A 17,925-nucleotide genomic window follows, 5' to 3' on the forward strand; every position below is an offset into this window, starting at 1 on the left:
GCGGCGCCACCGTATTCTCAGCGGTTGGTGACCTGGTCGATCAGCTCGGCGAGCTCCTTCGGCCGGGAGAACTGTGGCCAGTGGCCGGTGGGTAGTTCGAGGTAGTCGGCGTCGATCCGCCGCAATTCGTCGAACAGCCAGGACGGTTCGCTCGATTGCAGTTCCCGCCGTACCTGTTCCGGGGTGAACGTGCAGCAGATGACCGTCGACGGGATCGTCAACCGGTCGGCGTGTTCGCTCAACTTGAGCGGGACGGCCGCGATGGTGGCCGGTTCGGATATCGCGTTGGCGCGCAAGCGTGCGAGCATCGCCTCGTCGAGTCCGTCGAGCACACCGGGCATCCGCTCGGTGAATTCGGCCCAGCTCGGCAGCTCCCATTCGCGCAGCGCCGGATCCAGTGCCGGATTCACCGCGAAACCCTCGTGCGCGGGCGCGGTATCGACATAGACGACGCGCAGGAACCGCTCGGGGGCGATATCCGTTGCGAGATAACCGGTTACGGCCGCGCCGCTGTGCAATACCAGGATCACCTGCTCGTCTTCGGATACCGCGTCGACGATGCCCTGCGCCTGTTCGTCCAGCGTGACGGTGAGCCGGTCCGGATCGGCCGGGTCCATACCGCGCGGTGTATGCGCGATCACCTCGTGCCCGCGGGCCCGCAGTTCGGCGGCCACCTCGTCCCACGCCCACGCGCCGAGCCAGAAACCTGGCACGAGCAGTATCCGAATTGTCATGATACCCCTGTCATTTCGGTTGATCCCTGCCTTGACCGGCTTATCTGCGGCGCCGAAATCGACGGGACGGGCGCGGTTCGCGGCCCACCGGCACAACTCGCGATGCACAACGAAACCTCAACCATGACACCGTTCATGGCGGACATCGTCGTCGCGGATAGCTCTCGAACCCACATATTTCCATCGATTGCCAAGTGCCGCAGGAATTTCGATGGACATAGCCGGTTCAGCGCGAGGGTATTTCGTGGCTATCACGACCTCGGCACGAACTGTTCGAAATGCGGGCGCGGGCTTATCAGTAGACGGGGCCGGTGTACTTCTCGCCGGGGCCCTTGCCGGGCTCGTCCGGATGCGCGGAGGCCTCGCGGAACGCGCGCTGCAGCGATTGCAGCCCCTCGCGGATGGGTCCGGCGTGCGGCCCGAGGTATTCCACCGACGCGGTGACCAGTCCGGCCAGCGCCGTGATGACCCGGCGGGCCTCGTCGAGGTCGCGGTGCGGGCTGTTGTCCGGATCCGGATCGGCCAGGCCGAGCTTCTCCGCCGCCGAACTCATCAGCATCACCGCGGCCCGGCTGATCACCTCGACCGAGGGGATATCGGCAAGTTCGCGAACATCGGCGTCACTCATGTCCATGAGCATGGCAAAAGGGTGCGCGGACGGCGTGGCCGGGCCGCCGATTCGGCGATAGCGGACGTGAATGTTAGACTATCCGGCGACGACCGCCCCAGGCCTGGCTTGGGGCACATAAGTGGAGCCCGACTCCCACCGTTGCCGACGAGCGATCGTACAGGTCAAACGGTCCGGTCACCCGCCCTTCCGGGGGCGGGTTTCTTGTGCGAGGGATTCTCGATGGAGATCCGCGACGCGCGAGGATCGCGAATGCGGTCGGCCGGTCGACATCGGGCCCCGAGGCGGTGAAATACCGCACCGGGGCCTTTGTGTTGAACAAGGGGTTGCAGTTATTGCGTGCGGTCGTTAGACGACACCGCTTGACCTAGGAGGCCCCATCAGCACTGAGACCCGCATCAACGATCGCATCCGCGTTCCCGAGGTTCGACTCATCGGACCTGGCGGCGAGCAGGTTGGGATCGTGCGTGTTGAAGATGCACTACGCGTCGCCATGGAGGCGGATCTCGACCTGGTCGAGGTCGCTCCGGATGCACGTCCACCGGTCTGCAAGATCATGGACTACGGCAAGTTCAAGTACGAGACGGCGCAGAAGGCGCGCGAATCGCGAAAGAACCAGCAGCAGACCGTGATCAAGGAGCAGAAGCTCCGCCCGAAGATCGACGACCACGACTACGAGACCAAGAAGGGCCATGTGCTGCGCTTCTTGGAGGCCGGGTCGAAGGTCAAGGTGACGATCATGTTCCGCGGTCGTGAGCAGTCCCGGCCCGAACTCGGGTTCCGGTTGTTGCAGCGACTGGCCTCCGACGTCGCCGAACTGGGTTTCGTCGAAACTTCGGCCAAGCAGGACGGCCGAAACATGACCATGGTCCTCGCACCGCACAAGGGTGCGAAGACGCGGGTGAAGGCGCAGCAGGCGGCCACGACCCGGCCGGGTTCCGCGCCCGCCGCGGCGGAGGCCCCGGCCACCGAGGCCGAGTCGGCCACCCCGCAGTAATACCGATCAGCACCGGCGGTCGGCGACGACCGCCGGCACGACAGATATGAGGAATCCATGCCGAAGATGAAGAGCCACAGCGGCGCCTCGAAGCGTTTCAAGGTTTCGGGCCGTGGCAAGCTGCTGCGCCAGCAGGCGAACCGTCGCCACCTGTTCGAGCACAAGCCAAGCCGCCGGACTCGTCGTCTGGACGGCACGGAGGTCGTCGCGAAGGCCGACGTCTCCCGCGTGAAGAAGCTGCTCGGTATCTGACGCGCACAGCGCGGCACCACCGAACAGCACACCGCGCCGGAACTTCCGGCATTCCCGACCAACTCTCGGGCGCCCAGCGCCCCCAGATCGACAGGACTGACCAGTGGCACGCGTCAAAAGGGCCGTGAACGCTCAGAAGAAGCGCCGTTCCATCCTCGAGGCCTCCAAGGGCTACCGCGGGCAGCGCTCGCGGCTGTACCGCAAGGCCAAGGAGCAGCAGCTGCACTCGCTCACCTACGCCTACCGGGACCGCCGGGCGCGCAAGGGTGACTTCCGCAAGCTGTGGATCGCCCGCATCAACGCGGCGGCCCGCACCAACGACATCACCTACAACCGCTTCATCCAGGGCCTGAAGGCCGCGGGTGTCGAGGTCGACCGCAAGATCCTGGCCGAGCTCGCCGTCTCCGACGCCGAGGCGTTCGCCGGCCTGGTCGCGGTGGCCAAGGCGGCGCTGCCGCAGGACGTCAACGCGCCTGCCGCCTGATTCGGCCTGCGTGACGACAAAACATCCGGAACGACCCGCGGACGCGCTCTCCGAGCGCAACCCGCGGGTCGTTTCCGCTGTCAAGCTCCATCGTGCGGCGCAGCGCCGCAAGACCGGCCTCTTTCTCGCCGAGGGCGCGAATTCCGTTGCGGCGGCGCTGGATACCGAGCGGGTCGCGGAGCTGTTCTACACCGTCGGCGCCGCGGCGCGGGAGACCGAGCTGGTGGCGGGCGCCGCGGCGGCGGGGGTGCGTACCACACTGGTGAGCGACCGGGCCGCGCAACAGCTGGGGGAGACGGTGACGCCGCCCGGACTCGTCGCGGTGTGCCATCAGGTGGATGTGCCGCTGGCGCAGGTACTTTCCGGTGCGCCGGACATGCTGGCCGTGCCGGTCGAGATCGCCGACCCGGGTAACGCGGGCACGCTCATCCGGGTGGCCGACGCGGTCGGCGCGAACGGTGTGGTGCTGGCCGGTGATTCGGTGGATCCGCACAATGGGAAGTGCGTAAGGTCTTGCGCCGGAAGCCTTTTCCATGTTCCGGTGGCCCGGGAACGCGATATCGACGCCGTGCTCACCGGTCTGCGTTCGGCGGGGATCACCGTATTGGCCACCACCGCGAAAGGTGAAGTGGATCTCGACGATTCGGACGAGATCCTGCGCGGGCCGGTGGCCTGGCTGTTCGGCAACGAGGCGCACGGTCTCGACCCGGAGGTGGCGGCGCGTGCCGATCATCGAGTGCGGATCCCGATTCACGGGCGCGCCGAAAGTTTGAATCTGGCCGCCGCCGCGGCCATCTGCCTGTACGCGAGCGCACGGGTCCAGCACGCCGAATAGTTCCGCGGTTCGTTCGCGGGATGCGGTGCCATGCCGACTATGTTGTGCGGATGGACAGGCGTCGCGTGTTCGGCATCGCCCGGGTCGGTGGGCATGCGTTTTGGTGGGTCTTCGTGGTGGCGATGATGATCGGCGGCGGGTTCACCTGGCTCGGCACCGAGGCGCGGCGGGCCGGATTCGCCGGTGTGGGGCGTGAATGCGGTTGGTGGACAAGCGGGTTCGTGACCGGTGTGCCGCGCCGATACGCCGACTACCTGCCGAATGATTCGATCAATGTGCTGACCGAGCCCGCCACCTATGCGTTGATCGCCTTCGGTCTCGTGGTGCTGGCGGCGGTGGTCGAAGCGGTGCTGTGCCGTCGACTGGTGGCCGGACTGGTCACGGTCGCGGTGCCATTGGTTTCCGGGGTGGGGATCGCCTTCGCCGCGCATGGATTGGACGCGAGTGTGGAATTCACGCCGATCCTCACCTTGGTGATCGTGCTCGCGGCGGTCGCGCTGCGCGAGGTATGGATGCGGGCCTTCGCACCTGCGGTACCGATGCCCGTACCGGGGCGCGGTGGCGAAGGCGAATCGCCGGAGGGCGCGTAGGCGCATCGCCGCGACCGCTCGGGCCGTGCGCGGGTAGGGGCGGTGCTGTTCATTCGGCACGCTGGTGATCGGCCGTCCGCGGAGGGTGGATTTCGCCGACAACGGCACGGGGACAAATCGTGCGACCGTCGATGACCTGCGGTGTCGCGGTGGATTGTGGCGCGGATACCGGTGATTCGGCGCGCCGTTGGGCGGCGCGGGGGTAATCGGTGTGAATCGGGTACCGCCCATCCAATAGGATTCCACCAGCAGCAATGTGGGTCGGCGATGCGGCCCGCGAACCGATCCCCAGGGGAGAGACGAACGATCGTGGCCGACAACGACGGAGCCGGAAACGGCGCAGCCGAGCAGAACGCGGTGCTGACCGAGTCGGCGCTGGCCGCCGCGGCGGCGGAGGCCGAGAAGGCGTTCGCGGCGGCCGCCGATCTGGACGCGCTCGCGGTCGCGAAGACCGAACATCTCGGCGGCAAGGCACCGCTCGCGCTGGCCCAGCGCGCACTCGGCGGCCTGCCCAAAGACCAGAAGGCCGACGCGGGCAAGCGGGTGAACGTGACGCGGGCCCGGATCTCCGAGGCCTTCGAGGCTCGCCGCGCCACGCTGCTCGCCGAGCGCGATGCCGCCGTACTGGTGGCCGAGGCCATCGATGTGACGCTGCCCGCCCGCCGCACCGCCGTCGGCGCCCGGCATCCGATCACCGTGATCTCTGAGCAGATCGCCGACGTATTCGTCGCGATGGGCTGGGAGGTCGCCGAGGGTCCCGAGGTGGAGACCGAGCACTTCAACTTCGACGCGCTCAACTTCCTGCCCGATCACCCGGCCCGCACCATGCAGGACACCTTCCACATCGCGCCGGAGGGTTCGCGGCAGGTGCTGCGCACGCACACCTCGCCGGTGCAGGTGCGCTCGATGCTGGAGCGGGAGCTGCCTATCTATGTGGTGTGCCCGGGGCGGACCTTCCGCACCGACGAGCTCGACGCCACCCACACCCCGGTATTCGCCCAGGTGGAGGGTTTGGCCGTGGACAAGGGCCTGACCATGGCGCATCTGCGCGGCACGCTGGACGCGTTCGCCCGCGCACTGTTCGGGCCGGACACCCGAACCAGGATGCGCCCCAACTACTTTCCGTTCACCGAGCCGTCGGCCGAGGTCGATGTGTGGTTCCCGGACAAGAAGGGCGGCGCGGGCTGGGTCGAATGGGGCGGCTGCGGCATGGTGAACCCGAAGGTGCTGATCGCCAGCGGGATCGACCCCGAGGTGTACAGCGGGTTCGCGTTCGGCATGGGTCTGGAGCGCACGCTGCAGTTCCGCAACGGCATTCCGGACATGCGCGACATCGTCGAGGGTGACGTGCGGTTCACGCTGCCCTTCGGTATCCGGTCCTGACCTTCCTTCGATCGAGAGAGCGAAACGTCAAGTGCGAGTAGCGCAGTCCTGGCTGACCGAAATCATCCGGCGCACCACCCCCGACTGGTCGGTGACGCCGGAGGAACTCGACGCCGGCTTCGTCCGGGTCGGCCTGGAGGTCGAGGAGGTCGACAAGCTGCGGCGGGTGCCCGGCAGCGTCCCGAAGCCGCTGGTGGTCGGCCGGGTCGCCGAGATCACCGAGCTGACCGAGTTCAAGAAGCCGATCCGGTTCTGCAAGGTGGATATCGGTAATCCGGAGCTGCAGGAAATCATTTGCGGCGCAAGGAATTTCGCGGTCGGCGACCTGGTGGTCGTGGTGTTGCCCGGCGGCGTGCTGCCCGGCGGGTTCGAGATCACCGCGCGTAAGACCTACGGACACGTCTCCAACGGCATGATCTGCTCGGTCGCCGAACTCGGCATCGGCAAGGACCATTCCGGCATCCTGGTGCTCGAGCCGGGCACCGCCGAACCGGGCGCCGACGCCAACGAACTGCTCGGCCTCGACGACACCGTCATCGAGCTGAACATCACCCCCGACCGCGGCTACTGCTTCTCGGTCCGCGGGCTGGCCCGCGAGCTGACCTGCGGATTCGACCTGGAATACGCCGATCCCGCCGTCCGCTCGCTGCCCGATGCACAGGCCGAGGCCTGGCCGATCAAGGTCGAGCCCAGCTCGCGGTGCACCCGGTTCGGGGCCCGGCGGGTCACCGGCATCGATCCGAAGGCGGTGAGCCCCTGGTGGTTGCAGCGGCGGCTGCTGCTGTCCGGTGTGCGGCCGATCTCGCCCGCCGTCGACGTCACCAACTACGTCATGCTCGAACTGGGCCAGCCGCTGCACGCGTGGGACGCGGGCAAGGTGACCGGGACCCTGGTGGTGCGCACCGCGAACAAGGGGGAGACGCTGCGCACCCTCGACGAGGTCGAGCGCACGCTCGACGCCGAGGACGTGGTGATCGCCGACGATTCGGGCGTGGTCTCGCTGGCCGGTGTGATGGGCGGCGCGAGCACCGAGGTGAGCGCCGAAACCACCGATGTGCTGCTCGAGGCCGCCATCTGGAATCCGCTCGCGGTGTACCGCACCGCGCGCAGGCACAAGCTGGTTTCGGAGGCGGGTAAGCGCTACGAGCGCGTCGTCGATCCGGAGATCAATATCGCCGCGCTCGATCGCGCCGCCACGCTGCTCGCCGAAATCGCCGGTGGCACCGTGGAATCCGAGCTCACCGATATCCGGCTGCCGCTGCCGCCGGTGGAGCCGATCCGGATCGATATCGATCTCGCGGACCGGGTCGCCGGGGTCACCTACCCGACCGGGACGTCGGCGCGGCGGCTGGCGCAGATCGGCTGCCACGTCGAGGTCGGGGTCAACGAGGAGACCGGGCACGGTCAGTTGGTCGTCACCCCGCCGAGCTGGCGGCCCGACCTGGCCCAGCCCGCCGATCTGGTGGAGGAGGTGCTTCGGCTCGAGGGGCTGGAGCAGATTCCGTCGGTGATCCCGACGGCGCCCGCCGGGCGTGGTCTCACCGCGGCGCAACGCCGTCGCCGCGCGGTGAGCCGCGCGCTGGCCTTCTCGGGTGCGATCGAGGTGCCGCCGCCGGTGTTCCTGCCCGCCGGCGTCTTCGATGTGTGGGGTCTGGACGCCGACGATTCGCGCCGCAACACCACCAAGGTGCTGAACCCGCTCGACGCCGAGCGGCCCGAGCTGGCCACCACGCTGCTGCCCGGTCTGCTGGAGGTGGCGCAGCGCAATATCTCCAGGGGCGCAAGGGATCTCACCATCTACGGCATCGCCCAGGTGGTGCTGCCCGGTCCGAACACCCGCCCGGTCGCCGAACTGCCGGTGGACCGCCGCCCGACCGACGCCCAAATCGCGGAACTGCTCGACTCGCTGCCCGCGCAGCCCGTGCACGTCGGCGCGGTGCTCACCGGCCGCCGCGATCCGCGCGGACCGTGGGGCAGGGCCGTGCCGCCGAGGCCGCCGACGCGTTCGCGCTGGCCGACGCGATCGGCGATGCGGCGGGCGTCAGCATCGAGCGCCGCCCCGCCGCGCACCTGCCGTGGCATCCGGGCCGCTGCGCCGAGCTGGTGGTGGACGGCGTCGTCGTCGGATATGCCGGTGAATTGCATCCGGCGGTGCTGGAACGGTCCGGTCTGCCGCCGCGCACCTGCGCGCTCGAACTCGATCTCGACGCCCTGCCGCTGCGCGAATCCCGGCCGGTCCCAACGGTTTCCCCGTTCCCGGCGGTGCTGCAGGACGTCTCGGTGAGCGTTCCGCGCACTATCCCGGCCGCCTCGGTCGAATCGGCACTGCGCGCCGGCGGCGGCGAACTCCTCGAGGACATCGCCCTCTTCGACGTCTACGAGGGCGCTCAGGTGGGTGAGGGCCGCAAGTCCCTCACCTACGCACTGCGCTTCCGCGCGACGGATCGCACCCTGACCGAGGACGAGGCCAGCGCCGCCCGCGACGCCGCGGTCGCCTCGGCCGCGGAATCCGTTGGGGCCGTGCTGCGTTCCTGAAAGCTCACCCGGGCCCGGCGTCGATGCCGGACCCGGGCGAACGGTGCCGGGTTGCTCAGGCGCGGTTTCGCGCGATGGCCCCCTGTCAACCCGGCGGAAAGCCGGAATCCGGCTTCGCACCGATCAGCGGTTCGATCCGGACAACGGCGGATGTATCGCGGTCTGTGTCCCGGCGTTCACCGTGACGGCGTGAGATACGAGTCTCAGTACTCGCGACCTGCCGTGCGGACATAGTGGTCGCGGTCGAGGGGGACCAGGTAGTCGCGACCGGCTGGGGCGAAGTGGTCGCGATCAGCTGGGGCGAAGTGGTCGCGGTCGGCCGGGGCGAGATAGTCGCGACCCACGGGTGCGTAGTGGTCGCGGTCGGTGATTCGGGTGCCGTCGGGTTGGACGGTGATTCGGGTGCCGTCGATCCCGATGCCGGGACTACTGTCGGCTTGGGCTGGTGCGGCGGCGAGCAATAGTCCCGTCAGCACGCCGATGCCGACGAGATACGTTGTGCGAGTTCGGATATTCGTTCTCATGGCTTCCATACTCGGGTCCGGTGCGATCCGGGTGATAGGTCGACGATTCACTGGATGAAACGCGGCCACGGATCGCCTGGGGTGAGCCATCGCCGAGTGTCATTGATCGACCCGCGATGGTTGCTCGTCGACAGTATGTCTGCGAAAACGGTTGGTAGTCCGTTTCGCAGAGGGGGAGCGTTGATTCTCCGCGGCCGTGTCGCACTGTTGACGGTGCCGATGCTGGTGGTGACCGCAGCCTGCGCGCTGTGTCCACAGACGCCCGCCGACACGCTGCGTCGCGACCTCCTCGGCCTGGTGTCCGTAGGGGTATCCGGAGTGCAGGCGCGAGTAGCCCGCGACGATGCGGAATGGGCGGACAGTGCCGGTTATTCGGATCTGGAAACGAAAACACCGGTCGCCCCGGAGGGCTACTTCCGAATCGGAAGTCTCACAAAGACATTCGTTGCGGTACTCGTGCTCCAACTCGTCGGGGAGGGGCGGCTCGGACTCGACGACGCTGTCGAGCGCTGGCTGCCGAACATGGTGCGGGGCAACGGAAACGACGGCAGAACCGTGACCGTGCGGCAACTTGTGCAGCACCGCAGCGGTATTCACGACGGCCTCCCCACATACGACACCGCGGATCGATATCTCGCCGATCGGTACCGGACCCGGACGCCGCGGGAGGTAGTGGATTCCGCGATGCGCTATCCGCCGGATTTCCCGCCGGGGACCGATTGGGGTTACAGCAATACGAACTATCTGCTGCTCGGGATGATCATCGAGCGCATTACCGGTCGGCCGTGGTACGCGGAGCTCGGTTCGCGAATCCTGACGCCACTCGGGCTGCGGCATACGATCTGGCCCGGAGATTCGCCGGACCTGCCGACGCCGCATGCGCGCGGCTACCAGCAGTTCGACGCCGATGGTCCACTCGTGGACGTAACCGAGCTGATCGATGCCGACGCATCGGGCGGCCTCGTCTCGACGTCTGCCGATGTGGGCGTCTTCTTGCGGGCACTGATGTCAGGGCGACTACTCGGCGAGGCACAGCTCGAAGAAATGAAGCGATCGGTCCCGGTGCGCGCCGACATTCAACGCATCTGGCCCGGTGCCCGTTACGGATTGGGGCTGTTCGGTGTGCCGCTGTCGTGCGGTGGTGTCTACTGGATGCACAACGGTGGCCAACTCGGCTTCATCACCGAGAACGGAGTTTCCGACGACGGTCATCGGAGCGCGGTGGTATCGCTGTCGACCGCATTGGCCGTCACCGAACCGCTCGAGCGCAGTGCGGCGTTCAAGGCGCAGCGCGGCGCGACGGTCCTCGTCGATCACGCCCTGTGCGGGCAGTAGACCCGGATTCCGTCATCCCGGCGGATGCGCTCGGACCATCGTGTCGGCGGTATGCGGTGATGGATAGCCGAGGCGACCCCGGGTGGTCAGCAGCACGACGATGGCCACGGCTCCGTAGCCGATCGCGCTCGCCAGGAGGATGTCACGGGATCTGTCGAGGTCGGGAAAGATCTCCGGCCACACCACGGACAGTAGATTGTTGTTGCTGGTGTGGATGAGTACGGCTACCGGCAGGCTTTCCCGCGTGTGGTTGAAGACCCAGGTGATGAGGATGCTGAGTTCGATGCCAACCACGGTGAATACCGCGATTGTCGGTAAGTCGTTGCGGCGCAGTGCCCAATCGGTGACGAAGAGCGGTAGGTGCCATCCCGACCAGAGCACACCCAGAACGAGCGTGCCGGTCAGCGGTCCCCGCCGTTGTTGTAGACGCGGTAGCGCGAAGTCACGCCAGCCCGGTTCCTCGGCGACCCCGGTCGTCAGCACCTGCACGAGCATCATCAGCAGATAGAGCGGCGAATAGAACAGCGCCGCCGCTACGTGCGTTCCCCGCAGACCCGATACCGCACCCGGCAGCACCAGCGTGCCCGCGACCAGAATCGCCGGCACTCCGGCCAACGCCAGTGCGTACCAACGACACCCGACCCGCCAGCGAGTCAGCCGGGCCCGCCATCGGCGCAGGCCGGTCCGGCCCTCGGTCATGGAGGTGATCAAGAACGCGGAGCCCAGCGGCCCCAGATAGGCGCCCGGCAGTAAGCCGCCGAGCTCCTCGTCCCCGAGAATCCGTGGAAAATGGACCGACCATATCCCCAAACCATTGCCGGACAACACATATGGGATCCACAACAACCAGCTCACTCCGTACGTCAGCCCGAAGAAGCACAGCAGATCGTGACGGCGCATGAATCCCGCGAATCCGTGATTGCCCATATTCGAATCCCCCTTGTCCTCCCCGAAACGTAGACACGTGCTGACCGGCTTGTCGCGACACTCGTTTCACCAGATGACCCACTTTTTCGCGGCTGCCGAGTGCGCGGTCGCGTACCGGATACTGATCCGGTGTCGATGCGTGAATCGGCCGAATCCGCGGACCGATGGCGGCAATCCGCGCGCGATGCATCTGGGGGGCGCCGTTGGTAGCGGGAATGGAAAGCGCGTCCCGGGCCGCTCATCCGGCGCTGCGGCATGTGGTGTCCGGATACTCCGGCTACCGGTTTCGCGGCGGCACCATCGCGGCGGCCCGGCGTTTGATTCCCGACCGGTCGATCACGCTGGTGATCAGTCTGGCCAACCCCTTACGGGTTCTCGACGGCTCCGCACCTTCCGCGGTATGTGCCCGGGCGCCGGTGCACGGACTGCGGATGGCGCCATTGCTGATCGCGAACGACCTTCAGCAGTACGCGTTCGAGCTCCGGCTGCATCCGATGGCGCTGCCCGCGTTATTCGGTCTACCCGCCGCCGAAATCACCGGTGCCGTGGTCGATTTGGCTGATCTCCCGGTGCCGTTGGCCGGATCTCTCCCGGAACGGCTTGCCGCGCAGCCCGATTGGGATGCTCAATTCGATGTGCTCGATACCTGTCTGCTGACGGCGTTGCGCGAGCACCAGGTCGTCCCCGAACTCGCCTGGTCGTGGCGCCGGATCGTCCACACCCGCGGTAAGGTCGGAATCGAACAGTTGGCGACCGAAATAGGGTGGAGCAGAAGGTATCTCACCCGTCGCTTCCGCAATGAGGTCGGCCTCGGTCCGAAGCAGCTGTCCCGACTGGTCCGTTTCGAACACTGCGCCGGAATGCTGCGCGCCACACCGGGTGGCCCGATTTCGGATATCGCGGCGGCCGGCGGTTACAGCGATCACGCGCATATGAGCAACGAATGGCGAGCGCTCGCCGGATGCGCACCCACCGAATATCTGGGCATGCTGACCGGAAGCTGCGGCGGTCCGGCCGAAATCGCGTAGCGCCAGCCCTGCTACCTGCGGAGATTCCTTTTACTCAAGACATCGCGGCGCATGACCGGCACCGTCGTCCGGGTGAGTGAACTTCCGTTATCGCCGATGGGCGAACTCGATGACGCCGAGCTCTGTGACGCAGGGGCCGGTGACCGTACGGTGGTCGGTCGCGCGGTGCGCATTCTCGATGCGGTGGCAACGGGCACCCCTCCGGTATCGCTCGCCCGGCTGACGATCCGCACCGGCCTGCCAAAGGCGACGGTGCGGCGAATCGCCAACGGGTTGGCGCGGCGCGGGATGCTCACCGCGACATCGATGGGTTACCGTATCGGCCCGCGACTGCTGTGGCAGGGCATGAGATCCCGGGACCGGCAGCGCGAAACCATTACCGTGCAACCGTATTTGCAGGAGTTGTATGCCTGTTCCGACGCGCAAATCGCATGGTACGCCATCCGCTGTCACGGTGAACTGGCCATCGCGGCAACCGCTTTCGGGCTGGCCGACCGTGCGATCGTCCAGGCGACGTCCCGGCTCGACCTTTCCGCTTTCGGCCCGAGCCTCGTGCTGACCGCCGCGGGGCGACTGCACATCGCCCACGACGACGAGCTCATCGACCGGATATCCACGACCAGTTGTCCGCCGCTGACGAACCATTCGGTCACCGACCCGAAACGGCTACGCGCCCTGCTCGACGCGGCGCGCGCAACCGGATCGGCGCTGGAATACGAACAGGTGTTGCGCGGTTGGAGCTGTGCCGCGGAGGCGGTGTACGACACATCCGGCGACCTCATCGGGGTGCTCGGGGTGCTCGGCCGGGGCTTCAGCGTGGCCCGGCGCGGACTGCGCCCCAAAATCCACCGGCTCGTGACCGAGCTCCAGACAGAGCTGACAGGATTGCGGCCATGAGGATTTCGGTGCTCGACCATTCACCGGTCGCATCGGGGGCGACCGCCGCCGATGCGTTGGCCAACACCGTCGCCCTGGCCAGGCACGCCGATCGCCTCGGCTACCACCGGTTCTGGCTCGCCGAGCATCACGGATTGCCCTCACACGCCGGCCCGGCGCCCGAGATCATGATCGGGCGGGTCGCGGCCGAAACCTCCGGTATCCGAATCGGATCCGGCGGCATACTGCTTACGCTTTACAGTCCGTTGAAGGTCGCGGAGGTGTTCCGGACGCTGCACGCGCTCTATCCGGGGCGCATCGATCTGGGGATCGGGCGATCGACCGGGGCGTTGCCCCTGGAGGTCCGCGCCCTCGGCCGCGATCCGGACCGGCCGCCCACCGAAGCCGAATTCCAGTCCCAGCTGAGCGAATTACTCGGTTTCCTGAGTGACAGCCTGCCCGCCGACCACCCATACGAACCGATCGTGGTCATGCCCGCGACACCGGACGCACCGCCGGTCTGGTTGCTCGGATCGAGCCCGGCCAGCGCGATCATGGCCGCCCGCAACGGATTACCGTACTCCTACGCACACTTCATCAACCCCGCCGCCACCGAGACCGCGCTGGACGCATACCGCCGCGAATTCGCGTCCGCCGCATCCGGAACCACGCCGCGTGTACTCCTCGGTGTCGGAATATATTGCGCGGAAACCGAATCCGAAGCCCACCGGCTGTACGCCAGCCACCGCGCGCTGCGTGGCCGGATGGTCCGGTCGCGGTTCGCGCCGGTCCCCGACCCCGATACCGCGCTCGCGGAACTGGCGTCGGCGCCCGACCTGTTGGCCGACGACGAATCACCCTGGCCCCGTTGCCTCGTCGGCACCCCGGACCAGATCCGCGCGCTGATCATCAAGATGACAGCGGAACTGTCCGTCGACGAACTGATCGTCATGTCGATCGTCCACGATCACGCGGCGCGCGTCCGGTCGTACGAATTACTGGCCGAAGCAATGGAACTCACGCCCCGGGCCTGAGCTTCAGCCCGCACGGAGTCACGCACCCGCGAGCGGCAGGAATGTCAGTTCGGCCGACCCGCACCGCAATCGCGGTTGAACGCGGTGGGCTCATAGGAGACACGATCGTCACGGATGAAGCCGGTGTGCTTGTTGCCGTGGTCGTACAGCATGATCCAGCGCGTATTGTCGACGCGCACATAGCACGCCGCCGACAGCTCGTGCGCATTGAAGGCCTGCCCCTGATTGCATCCCTCCCAAGGGCATTGGTAAATGATCTCCGAATCCTGTTGGGTCAGGCGCACATTGTTGCCGATCCCCGGCTGTGAACCATCACCGTCGCATGGGCCGGGCGGCGCAGTTCCTTCGATGAAGCCCTCGTGGCTGTTGGCCGTGTTGTAGACCCAGTACCACATGTTCTCGCTCGTGCGGACGAGACAGAAGAGATGCAGCCAGTCGCCCTGGTGGGTCTGCCCTACATTGCAGTTGTTGGCCGGACACTGATGGATCGGCCAATCGCTCAGCATCTGGTACCACACATCCTGGGTCTGGGCGTGCGCCGGTGCGATCGACGTCCCCAGCACGGTGACGGTGGCGATCAGCAATGAGCGCACGATTCCTGGTCTGTACATTGCTTGCCTCCCACTGCCGCTCGCGAATTCGTCAACCAGCATGCGGTAACTGTGGGGCGCGACACTCCGCAGTGAATTCTCCGCTGCTTTCGATCTATTGACCGACCTGCGGCCACAAACCACTGACCTAGCGAAAGAGTAACCGTGTCGGATTTCGACCGCATCTATGACCACGTCCGGGAAATGAACAGAGATTGGAACCGGACCGTACAAAATATCCGTGACGGACGACCAGAATTATCCGACCGGCTGTATCGACTCGAGATCACCGGCGCGGATACGAGGTTCGGAACCGTCGAGATCGATGGCCGCGGAATCCTGCGATCCATCGATCTCGATGCGCACCGGGCAGCCGGTGTCTATGAGGCCGATGTGATCGGATCCGTGATAATCGCCGCCAACGCCGCGCTCGAGCGGGCTCGTTCGGCCGATGGGGCAGGTGGCGACCGATGACCGACTTTCGCGTCGTACCCAGAGCGTTGCGCAGACGGTCCGACGCAATCGTCGAATGCTCGAACCGATACGGCACCGCGGTCGGGCTGATCGCGTCGAAAAGTATGGGTGACAAAGTGCTGGGGAGGTTCGGTGAGGGCATTCCAGCGATTTTCAACGAGGCGGCCCGAAGCGTGGTAGAAGCGCTTGGCAAGAGTGGGGAAGCTGTGCATTCCGCCGGTGTCGGTATCGGTGAATGCGCGAATATTTACGAGCGGATGGATGCCGAGTTCTACCGTCGGTTCGGATATCTGGCCGAGAAATAGAGGTGAGCGAAAATGGGTGGTAAGACCGCCAAGGGGTATCCGGTACCGGTCGAGCGCAATCCCGACGATCTGCCGGCCCAGCAGGTCTTTCCGTGGGATCAGGCGGCGGCTGTCGTCACCGCCGGCGATCGGATGGATATGCCGATAGTGCGAACTTATGTCGATATGATCCAAGATATGCTGGGCCACCCGGGGGCCGTCGCGAGTATTCGGGACAGTTGGCAGGATGCGGTCGGTCATCTCACCAAGGCCACGGACGGCGGCGCCGGCGGCAACAGCTTGCCGACCACGATGGCGGATCTCGGTTTCTATTGGGATGGGCGTGGCTTCAATGCCGCCAAAGAATATGTAACCTATGTTACCTCCACCACGAAGGAGGTGACGGACATCATTGTCAAGATTGCCAAGGAGATCGATAAATTCAGGTCCCAGATCATGAATTGCTATGGTCAGGCGATCGAGCATATCGCGAATTGTGCGGCGATTGTCGTCAGGCTCGCCGGAGATGTGATCACCGATTTCTTTACGGCGAATTTTTCCGGTATATGCACCGCTCTCGTCGACGCGCTCACGGAGTTCATCAAAGAAGCCGGGAAGGTGATCAGGGATATCATTGGATACCGGAGTGACGCCGAGACGGCGGTCAATAATCTGAAAACCGACGCGAAGAATCTCAGAACCGTCGCACCGATCGCCGAGAGCGCTCTCCAGAGCCGGAACTGGAGTCCGAAGCCGGCCGGCTAGTGGCGGGCGCCGCCGAACCGGAGTGCGCCCCAGCTCGCCGATCACGCCGAGTGACCACCACGATCCGGGGAACAGCGATACATCTGTCCGATGCGCGGGCAGAATGTTACTGTCGGTTGTGTCAACGCCCGTTCACAGAATGTGAGTGTTTTGTTGGGTCGGATCAGCGGCGTCTTGTGTGTTCTGGCGCTCGTGACAGGTGTTTGCGGCTGGGGTGCGGCTACGTCCACTGCGGATCCGGCCAGCGAAACATTCACTCTCCCATTGGTTTCCGATGCGGCGAAGAGTCTCGCATCGGGGCTGCATCTGTCAGTGTCCATCGCCGGCGGCTCGGACAAGATCGTCGAGGTCGACACCGGGTCGCGGGGCGTGGTGGTGGCTCGCTCGGCGATCGGATCCCAAGCCGTCGATACCGGGCAGAAGGGTTGGCTCGAATACACCAGTGACGGGCTGATTCTTTCCGGAGAGTACTTCCTCGCTCCCATCACGTTCCACACCGCTCGAGCGACGGTGGAGACGATTCCCGTGCGCGTCCTAGGTGTCGAATCAAGCAGCTGCGACAGCAAATATCCGCACTGCACACCCGACGCGAACATCGACCACATCGGCATGCTCGGCGTCGGCTACGGCGAGTATGCCAAGACCAGCGATACTCCCACGACCGAAGTCAATCCATTCCTGGAGTTGCGGGCCATGCAGTCGGGCGCTGCCCGACGCGGCTATGTCATTACGCGCAACGGCATCACGCTCGGCCCAACGGCGGACGACCTGGCCTCGTTCAGGCAGATCGCTCTGCCGAAGGACGGGCCGTCGGCGGGTCCGGCGGGTTTGCCCGGCAGTTGGGGACCTGCGCCAGGGTGTTTCGCCCTGCCCGAGAACGGCAACGAAAAGCGCTGCGGGACAGTCCTGTTCGATACCGGAATCGGCACGATGATCGTCGGCCTCGATGCCGCCCAGCGACCGTCGACCATGCACGACACCATTCCGAACGGCACGCGGATCCATATCGGCACACCGGACTTCACCGACCCCGCACTCGACTATTCCATCACCACCGGCGCGGCCGACGATCCTCTTGCCCCACAGGGCAATCCGGCCGCCCGCTGGTCGCGATCGGGCCCCTTCGTCAATACCGGCCGACATGTACTCGCCGGTTACGACTACCTTTTCGACGCCGACGCCGGACGCATCGGCTTCCGGAAGGATCCGGGCTGAGCCTGTTCGGTCGACGACGATCTCGAGCGGCATCGAGTGCTGATAGCGGCAGACCGGAACCGCTTTCCGACAGTCCTGGCGGAAACCGGTGCGTCCAGTTTCGTCCGGTAGCGTGGTCCGAAGGGATCATTGCTGCGGCCTTGGAGGTTCGATGCGGGCGACGTGGAACGGCGTGGTGTTGGCCGAGAGCGATGACACCGTGGTGGTGGAGGGGAACCACTACTTTCCGGTGGAGTCGTTGCGGAAGGAGTATTTCCTGGCCAGCGATACGCACACGGTGTGTCCGTGGAAGGGCGTCGCGTCGTACTACACCGTCGCGGTGGAGGGCGCGAAGAATCCGGATGCCGCGTGGTACTACCCGGATCCGAAGCCCGAGGCGGAAATGGTGCGGGACCGGGTCGCGTTCTGGCGCGGCGTCGTGATCGGCTAGCTCCG

At 66.1% G+C, this 17,925-nt stretch carries 19 protein-coding genes and 1 pseudogene; 15 read left to right on the top strand and 5 right to left on the bottom strand.

Annotation, left to right across the window (positions count from 1 at the left end; genetic code table 11):
• Nucleotides 1-17 precede the first annotated feature (17 nt).
• The gene (locus tag F5544_RS16430; protein ID WP_167473993.1) at nucleotides 18-734 is read right to left on the bottom strand and encodes an alpha/beta fold hydrolase; all 717 of its coding nucleotides are present in this window, start codon (nucleotides 732-734) and stop codon (nucleotides 18-20) included.
• Nucleotides 735-1,029: 295 nt separating this feature from the next.
• Complete coding sequence (locus F5544_RS16435) at nucleotides 1,030-1,368, bottom strand: DUF1844 domain-containing protein (protein ID WP_167479256.1); 339 nt, start codon at nucleotides 1,366-1,368, stop codon at nucleotides 1,030-1,032.
• A 373-nt stretch (nucleotides 1,369-1,741) separates the two neighbouring features.
• Between F5544_RS16435 and infC the strand changes: the two genes are divergently transcribed.
• The 7 genes and pseudogenes from infC (at nucleotide 1,742) to pheT (ending at nucleotide 8,438) form a co-directional block, all read left to right on the top strand.
• A complete protein-coding gene (gene infC, locus F5544_RS16440) occupies nucleotides 1,742-2,359 on the top strand; it encodes a translation initiation factor IF-3 (protein ID WP_167479257.1) in 618 nt (205 codons plus the stop codon).
• A gap of 57 nt (nucleotides 2,360-2,416) precedes the next feature.
• The gene (gene rpmI / locus F5544_RS16445) at nucleotides 2,417-2,611 is read left to right on the top strand and encodes a 50S ribosomal protein L35 (RefSeq protein ID WP_167473994.1); all 195 of its coding nucleotides are present in this window, start codon (nucleotides 2,417-2,419) and stop codon (nucleotides 2,609-2,611) included.
• A gap of 103 nt (nucleotides 2,612-2,714) precedes the next feature.
• Nucleotides 2,715-3,095, top strand: a complete 381-nt coding sequence (gene rplT, locus F5544_RS16450; protein WP_167473995.1) for a 50S ribosomal protein L20 — start codon at nucleotides 2,715-2,717, stop codon at nucleotides 3,093-3,095.
• Nucleotides 3,096-3,105: 10 nt separating this feature from the next.
• Nucleotides 3,106-3,930: a TrmH family RNA methyltransferase gene (locus tag F5544_RS16455; protein ID WP_167473996.1), complete on the top strand. Its 825-nt coding sequence runs from the start codon at nucleotides 3,106-3,108 to the stop codon at nucleotides 3,928-3,930.
• Nucleotides 3,931-3,980: 50 nt separating this feature from the next.
• Nucleotides 3,981-4,520: a hypothetical protein gene (locus F5544_RS16460; protein ID WP_167473997.1), complete on the top strand. Its 540-nt coding sequence runs from the start codon at nucleotides 3,981-3,983 to the stop codon at nucleotides 4,518-4,520.
• A gap of 309 nt (nucleotides 4,521-4,829) precedes the next feature.
• Nucleotides 4,830-5,903 carry a phenylalanine--tRNA ligase subunit alpha gene (pheS, locus tag F5544_RS16465; protein WP_167473998.1) on the top strand — a complete coding sequence of 358 codons (1,074 nt, stop codon included), beginning with the start codon at nucleotides 4,830-4,832 and terminating at the stop codon, nucleotides 5,901-5,903.
• Nucleotides 5,904-5,934: 31 nt separating this feature from the next.
• A pseudogene (gene pheT, locus F5544_RS16470) lies at nucleotides 5,935-8,438 on the top strand (phenylalanine--tRNA ligase subunit beta).
• A 203-nt stretch (nucleotides 8,439-8,641) separates the two neighbouring features.
• On the opposite strand, the gene F5544_RS16475 reads toward pheT, so the two are convergent.
• On the bottom strand, nucleotides 8,642-8,962 hold the full coding sequence (locus F5544_RS16475) for a hypothetical protein (RefSeq protein WP_167473999.1): 321 nt from the start codon (nucleotides 8,960-8,962) through the stop codon (nucleotides 8,642-8,644).
• Nucleotides 8,963-9,142: 180 nt separating this feature from the next.
• Here F5544_RS16475 and F5544_RS16480 point away from each other — a divergent pair, with 180 nt between their 5' ends.
• Nucleotides 9,143-10,297, top strand: a complete 1,155-nt coding sequence (locus F5544_RS16480) for a serine hydrolase domain-containing protein (RefSeq protein ID WP_167474000.1) — start codon at nucleotides 9,143-9,145, stop codon at nucleotides 10,295-10,297.
• A 12-nt stretch (nucleotides 10,298-10,309) separates the two neighbouring features.
• Here F5544_RS16480 and F5544_RS16485 read toward each other — a convergent pair whose 3' ends face one another.
• Nucleotides 10,310-11,224, bottom strand: a complete 915-nt coding sequence (locus F5544_RS16485; RefSeq protein ID WP_167474001.1) for a CPBP family intramembrane glutamic endopeptidase — start codon at nucleotides 11,222-11,224, stop codon at nucleotides 10,310-10,312.
• Nucleotides 11,225-11,439: 215 nt separating this feature from the next.
• Here F5544_RS16485 and F5544_RS16490 point away from each other — a divergent pair, with 215 nt between their 5' ends.
• The 3 genes from F5544_RS16490 (at nucleotide 11,440) to F5544_RS16500 (ending at nucleotide 14,162) form a co-directional block, all read left to right on the top strand.
• Nucleotides 11,440-12,252, top strand: a complete 813-nt coding sequence (locus tag F5544_RS16490; RefSeq protein ID WP_167474002.1) for a helix-turn-helix domain-containing protein — start codon at nucleotides 11,440-11,442, stop codon at nucleotides 12,250-12,252.
• A gap of 72 nt (nucleotides 12,253-12,324) precedes the next feature.
• Nucleotides 12,325-13,149 (top strand): IclR family transcriptional regulator, encoded by an 825-nt coding sequence (locus tag F5544_RS16495; RefSeq protein WP_167474003.1) that lies wholly within the window; start codon nucleotides 12,325-12,327, stop codon nucleotides 13,147-13,149.
• On the top strand, nucleotides 13,146-14,162 hold the full coding sequence (locus F5544_RS16500; protein ID WP_167474004.1) for an LLM class flavin-dependent oxidoreductase: 1,017 nt from the start codon (nucleotides 13,146-13,148) through the stop codon (nucleotides 14,160-14,162). Before F5544_RS16495 ends, F5544_RS16500 begins: the two co-directional genes overlap by 4 nt.
• A gap of 44 nt (nucleotides 14,163-14,206) precedes the next feature.
• Here the strand turns inward: F5544_RS16500 and F5544_RS16505 are convergent, their stop codons facing one another.
• Entirely contained in the window at nucleotides 14,207-14,815 is a 609-nt protein-coding gene (locus F5544_RS16505; RefSeq protein ID WP_167474005.1) for a hypothetical protein, read from the bottom strand.
• Between the two features lie 407 nt (nucleotides 14,816-15,222).
• On the opposite strand from F5544_RS16505, the gene F5544_RS16510 reads away from it, so the two are divergent.
• The 4 genes from F5544_RS16510 (at nucleotide 15,223) to F5544_RS16525 (ending at nucleotide 17,920) form a co-directional block, all read left to right on the top strand.
• The gene (locus F5544_RS16510) at nucleotides 15,223-15,531 is read left to right on the top strand and encodes a hypothetical protein (protein ID WP_238847276.1); all 309 of its coding nucleotides are present in this window, start codon (nucleotides 15,223-15,225) and stop codon (nucleotides 15,529-15,531) included.
• Nucleotides 15,532-15,543: 12 nt separating this feature from the next.
• Nucleotides 15,544-16,275, top strand: coding sequence for a hypothetical protein (locus tag F5544_RS16515; RefSeq protein WP_167474007.1), 732 nt, complete (start codon nucleotides 15,544-15,546; stop codon nucleotides 16,273-16,275).
• Between the two features lie 312 nt (nucleotides 16,276-16,587).
• The gene (locus tag F5544_RS16520) at nucleotides 16,588-17,490 is read left to right on the top strand and encodes a hypothetical protein (RefSeq protein ID WP_167474008.1); all 903 of its coding nucleotides are present in this window, start codon (nucleotides 16,588-16,590) and stop codon (nucleotides 17,488-17,490) included.
• Between the two features lie 151 nt (nucleotides 17,491-17,641).
• Nucleotides 17,642-17,920, top strand: a complete 279-nt coding sequence (locus F5544_RS16525; RefSeq protein WP_167474009.1) for a DUF427 domain-containing protein — start codon at nucleotides 17,642-17,644, stop codon at nucleotides 17,918-17,920.
• Nucleotides 17,921-17,925 lie beyond the last annotated feature (5 nt).

The organism is Nocardia arthritidis (assembly GCF_011801145.1).
Lineage (GTDB): Bacteria > Actinomycetota > Actinomycetes > Mycobacteriales > Mycobacteriaceae > Nocardia > Nocardia arthritidis_A.

Excerpts from the sequence above, each read along its gene's own strand:
- F5544_RS16525 (WP_167474009.1), top strand. The coding sequence starts at position 17,642 with ATGCGGGCGACGTGGAACGGCGTGGTGTTGGCCGAGAGCGATGACACC.
- rpmI (WP_167473994.1), top strand. The coding sequence starts at position 2,417 with ATGCCGAAGATGAAGAGCCACAGCGGCGCCTCGAAGCGTTTCAAGGTT.
- F5544_RS16485 (WP_167474001.1), bottom strand. The coding sequence starts at position 11,224 with ATGGGCAATCACGGATTCGCGGGATTCATGCGCCGTCACGATCTGCTG.
- F5544_RS16435 (WP_167479256.1), bottom strand. The coding sequence starts at position 1,368 with ATGGACATGAGTGACGCCGATGTTCGCGAACTTGCCGATATCCCCTCG.
- F5544_RS16505 (WP_167474005.1), bottom strand. The coding sequence starts at position 14,815 with ATGCTGGTTGACGAATTCGCGAGCGGCAGTGGGAGGCAAGCAATGTAC.
- F5544_RS16430 (WP_167473993.1), bottom strand. The coding sequence starts at position 734 with ATGACAATTCGGATACTGCTCGTGCCAGGTTTCTGGCTCGGCGCGTGG.
- F5544_RS16475 (WP_167473999.1), bottom strand. The coding sequence starts at position 8,962 with ATGAGAACGAATATCCGAACTCGCACAACGTATCTCGTCGGCATCGGC.
- F5544_RS16500 (WP_167474004.1), top strand. The coding sequence starts at position 13,146 with ATGAGGATTTCGGTGCTCGACCATTCACCGGTCGCATCGGGGGCGACC.
- F5544_RS16510 (WP_238847276.1), top strand. The coding sequence starts at position 15,223 with ATGACCGACTTTCGCGTCGTACCCAGAGCGTTGCGCAGACGGTCCGAC.
- F5544_RS16490 (WP_167474002.1), top strand. The coding sequence starts at position 11,440 with ATGGAAAGCGCGTCCCGGGCCGCTCATCCGGCGCTGCGGCATGTGGTG.
- F5544_RS16460 (WP_167473997.1), top strand. The coding sequence starts at position 3,981 with ATGGACAGGCGTCGCGTGTTCGGCATCGCCCGGGTCGGTGGGCATGCG.
- F5544_RS16515 (WP_167474007.1), top strand. The coding sequence starts at position 15,544 with ATGGGTGGTAAGACCGCCAAGGGGTATCCGGTACCGGTCGAGCGCAAT.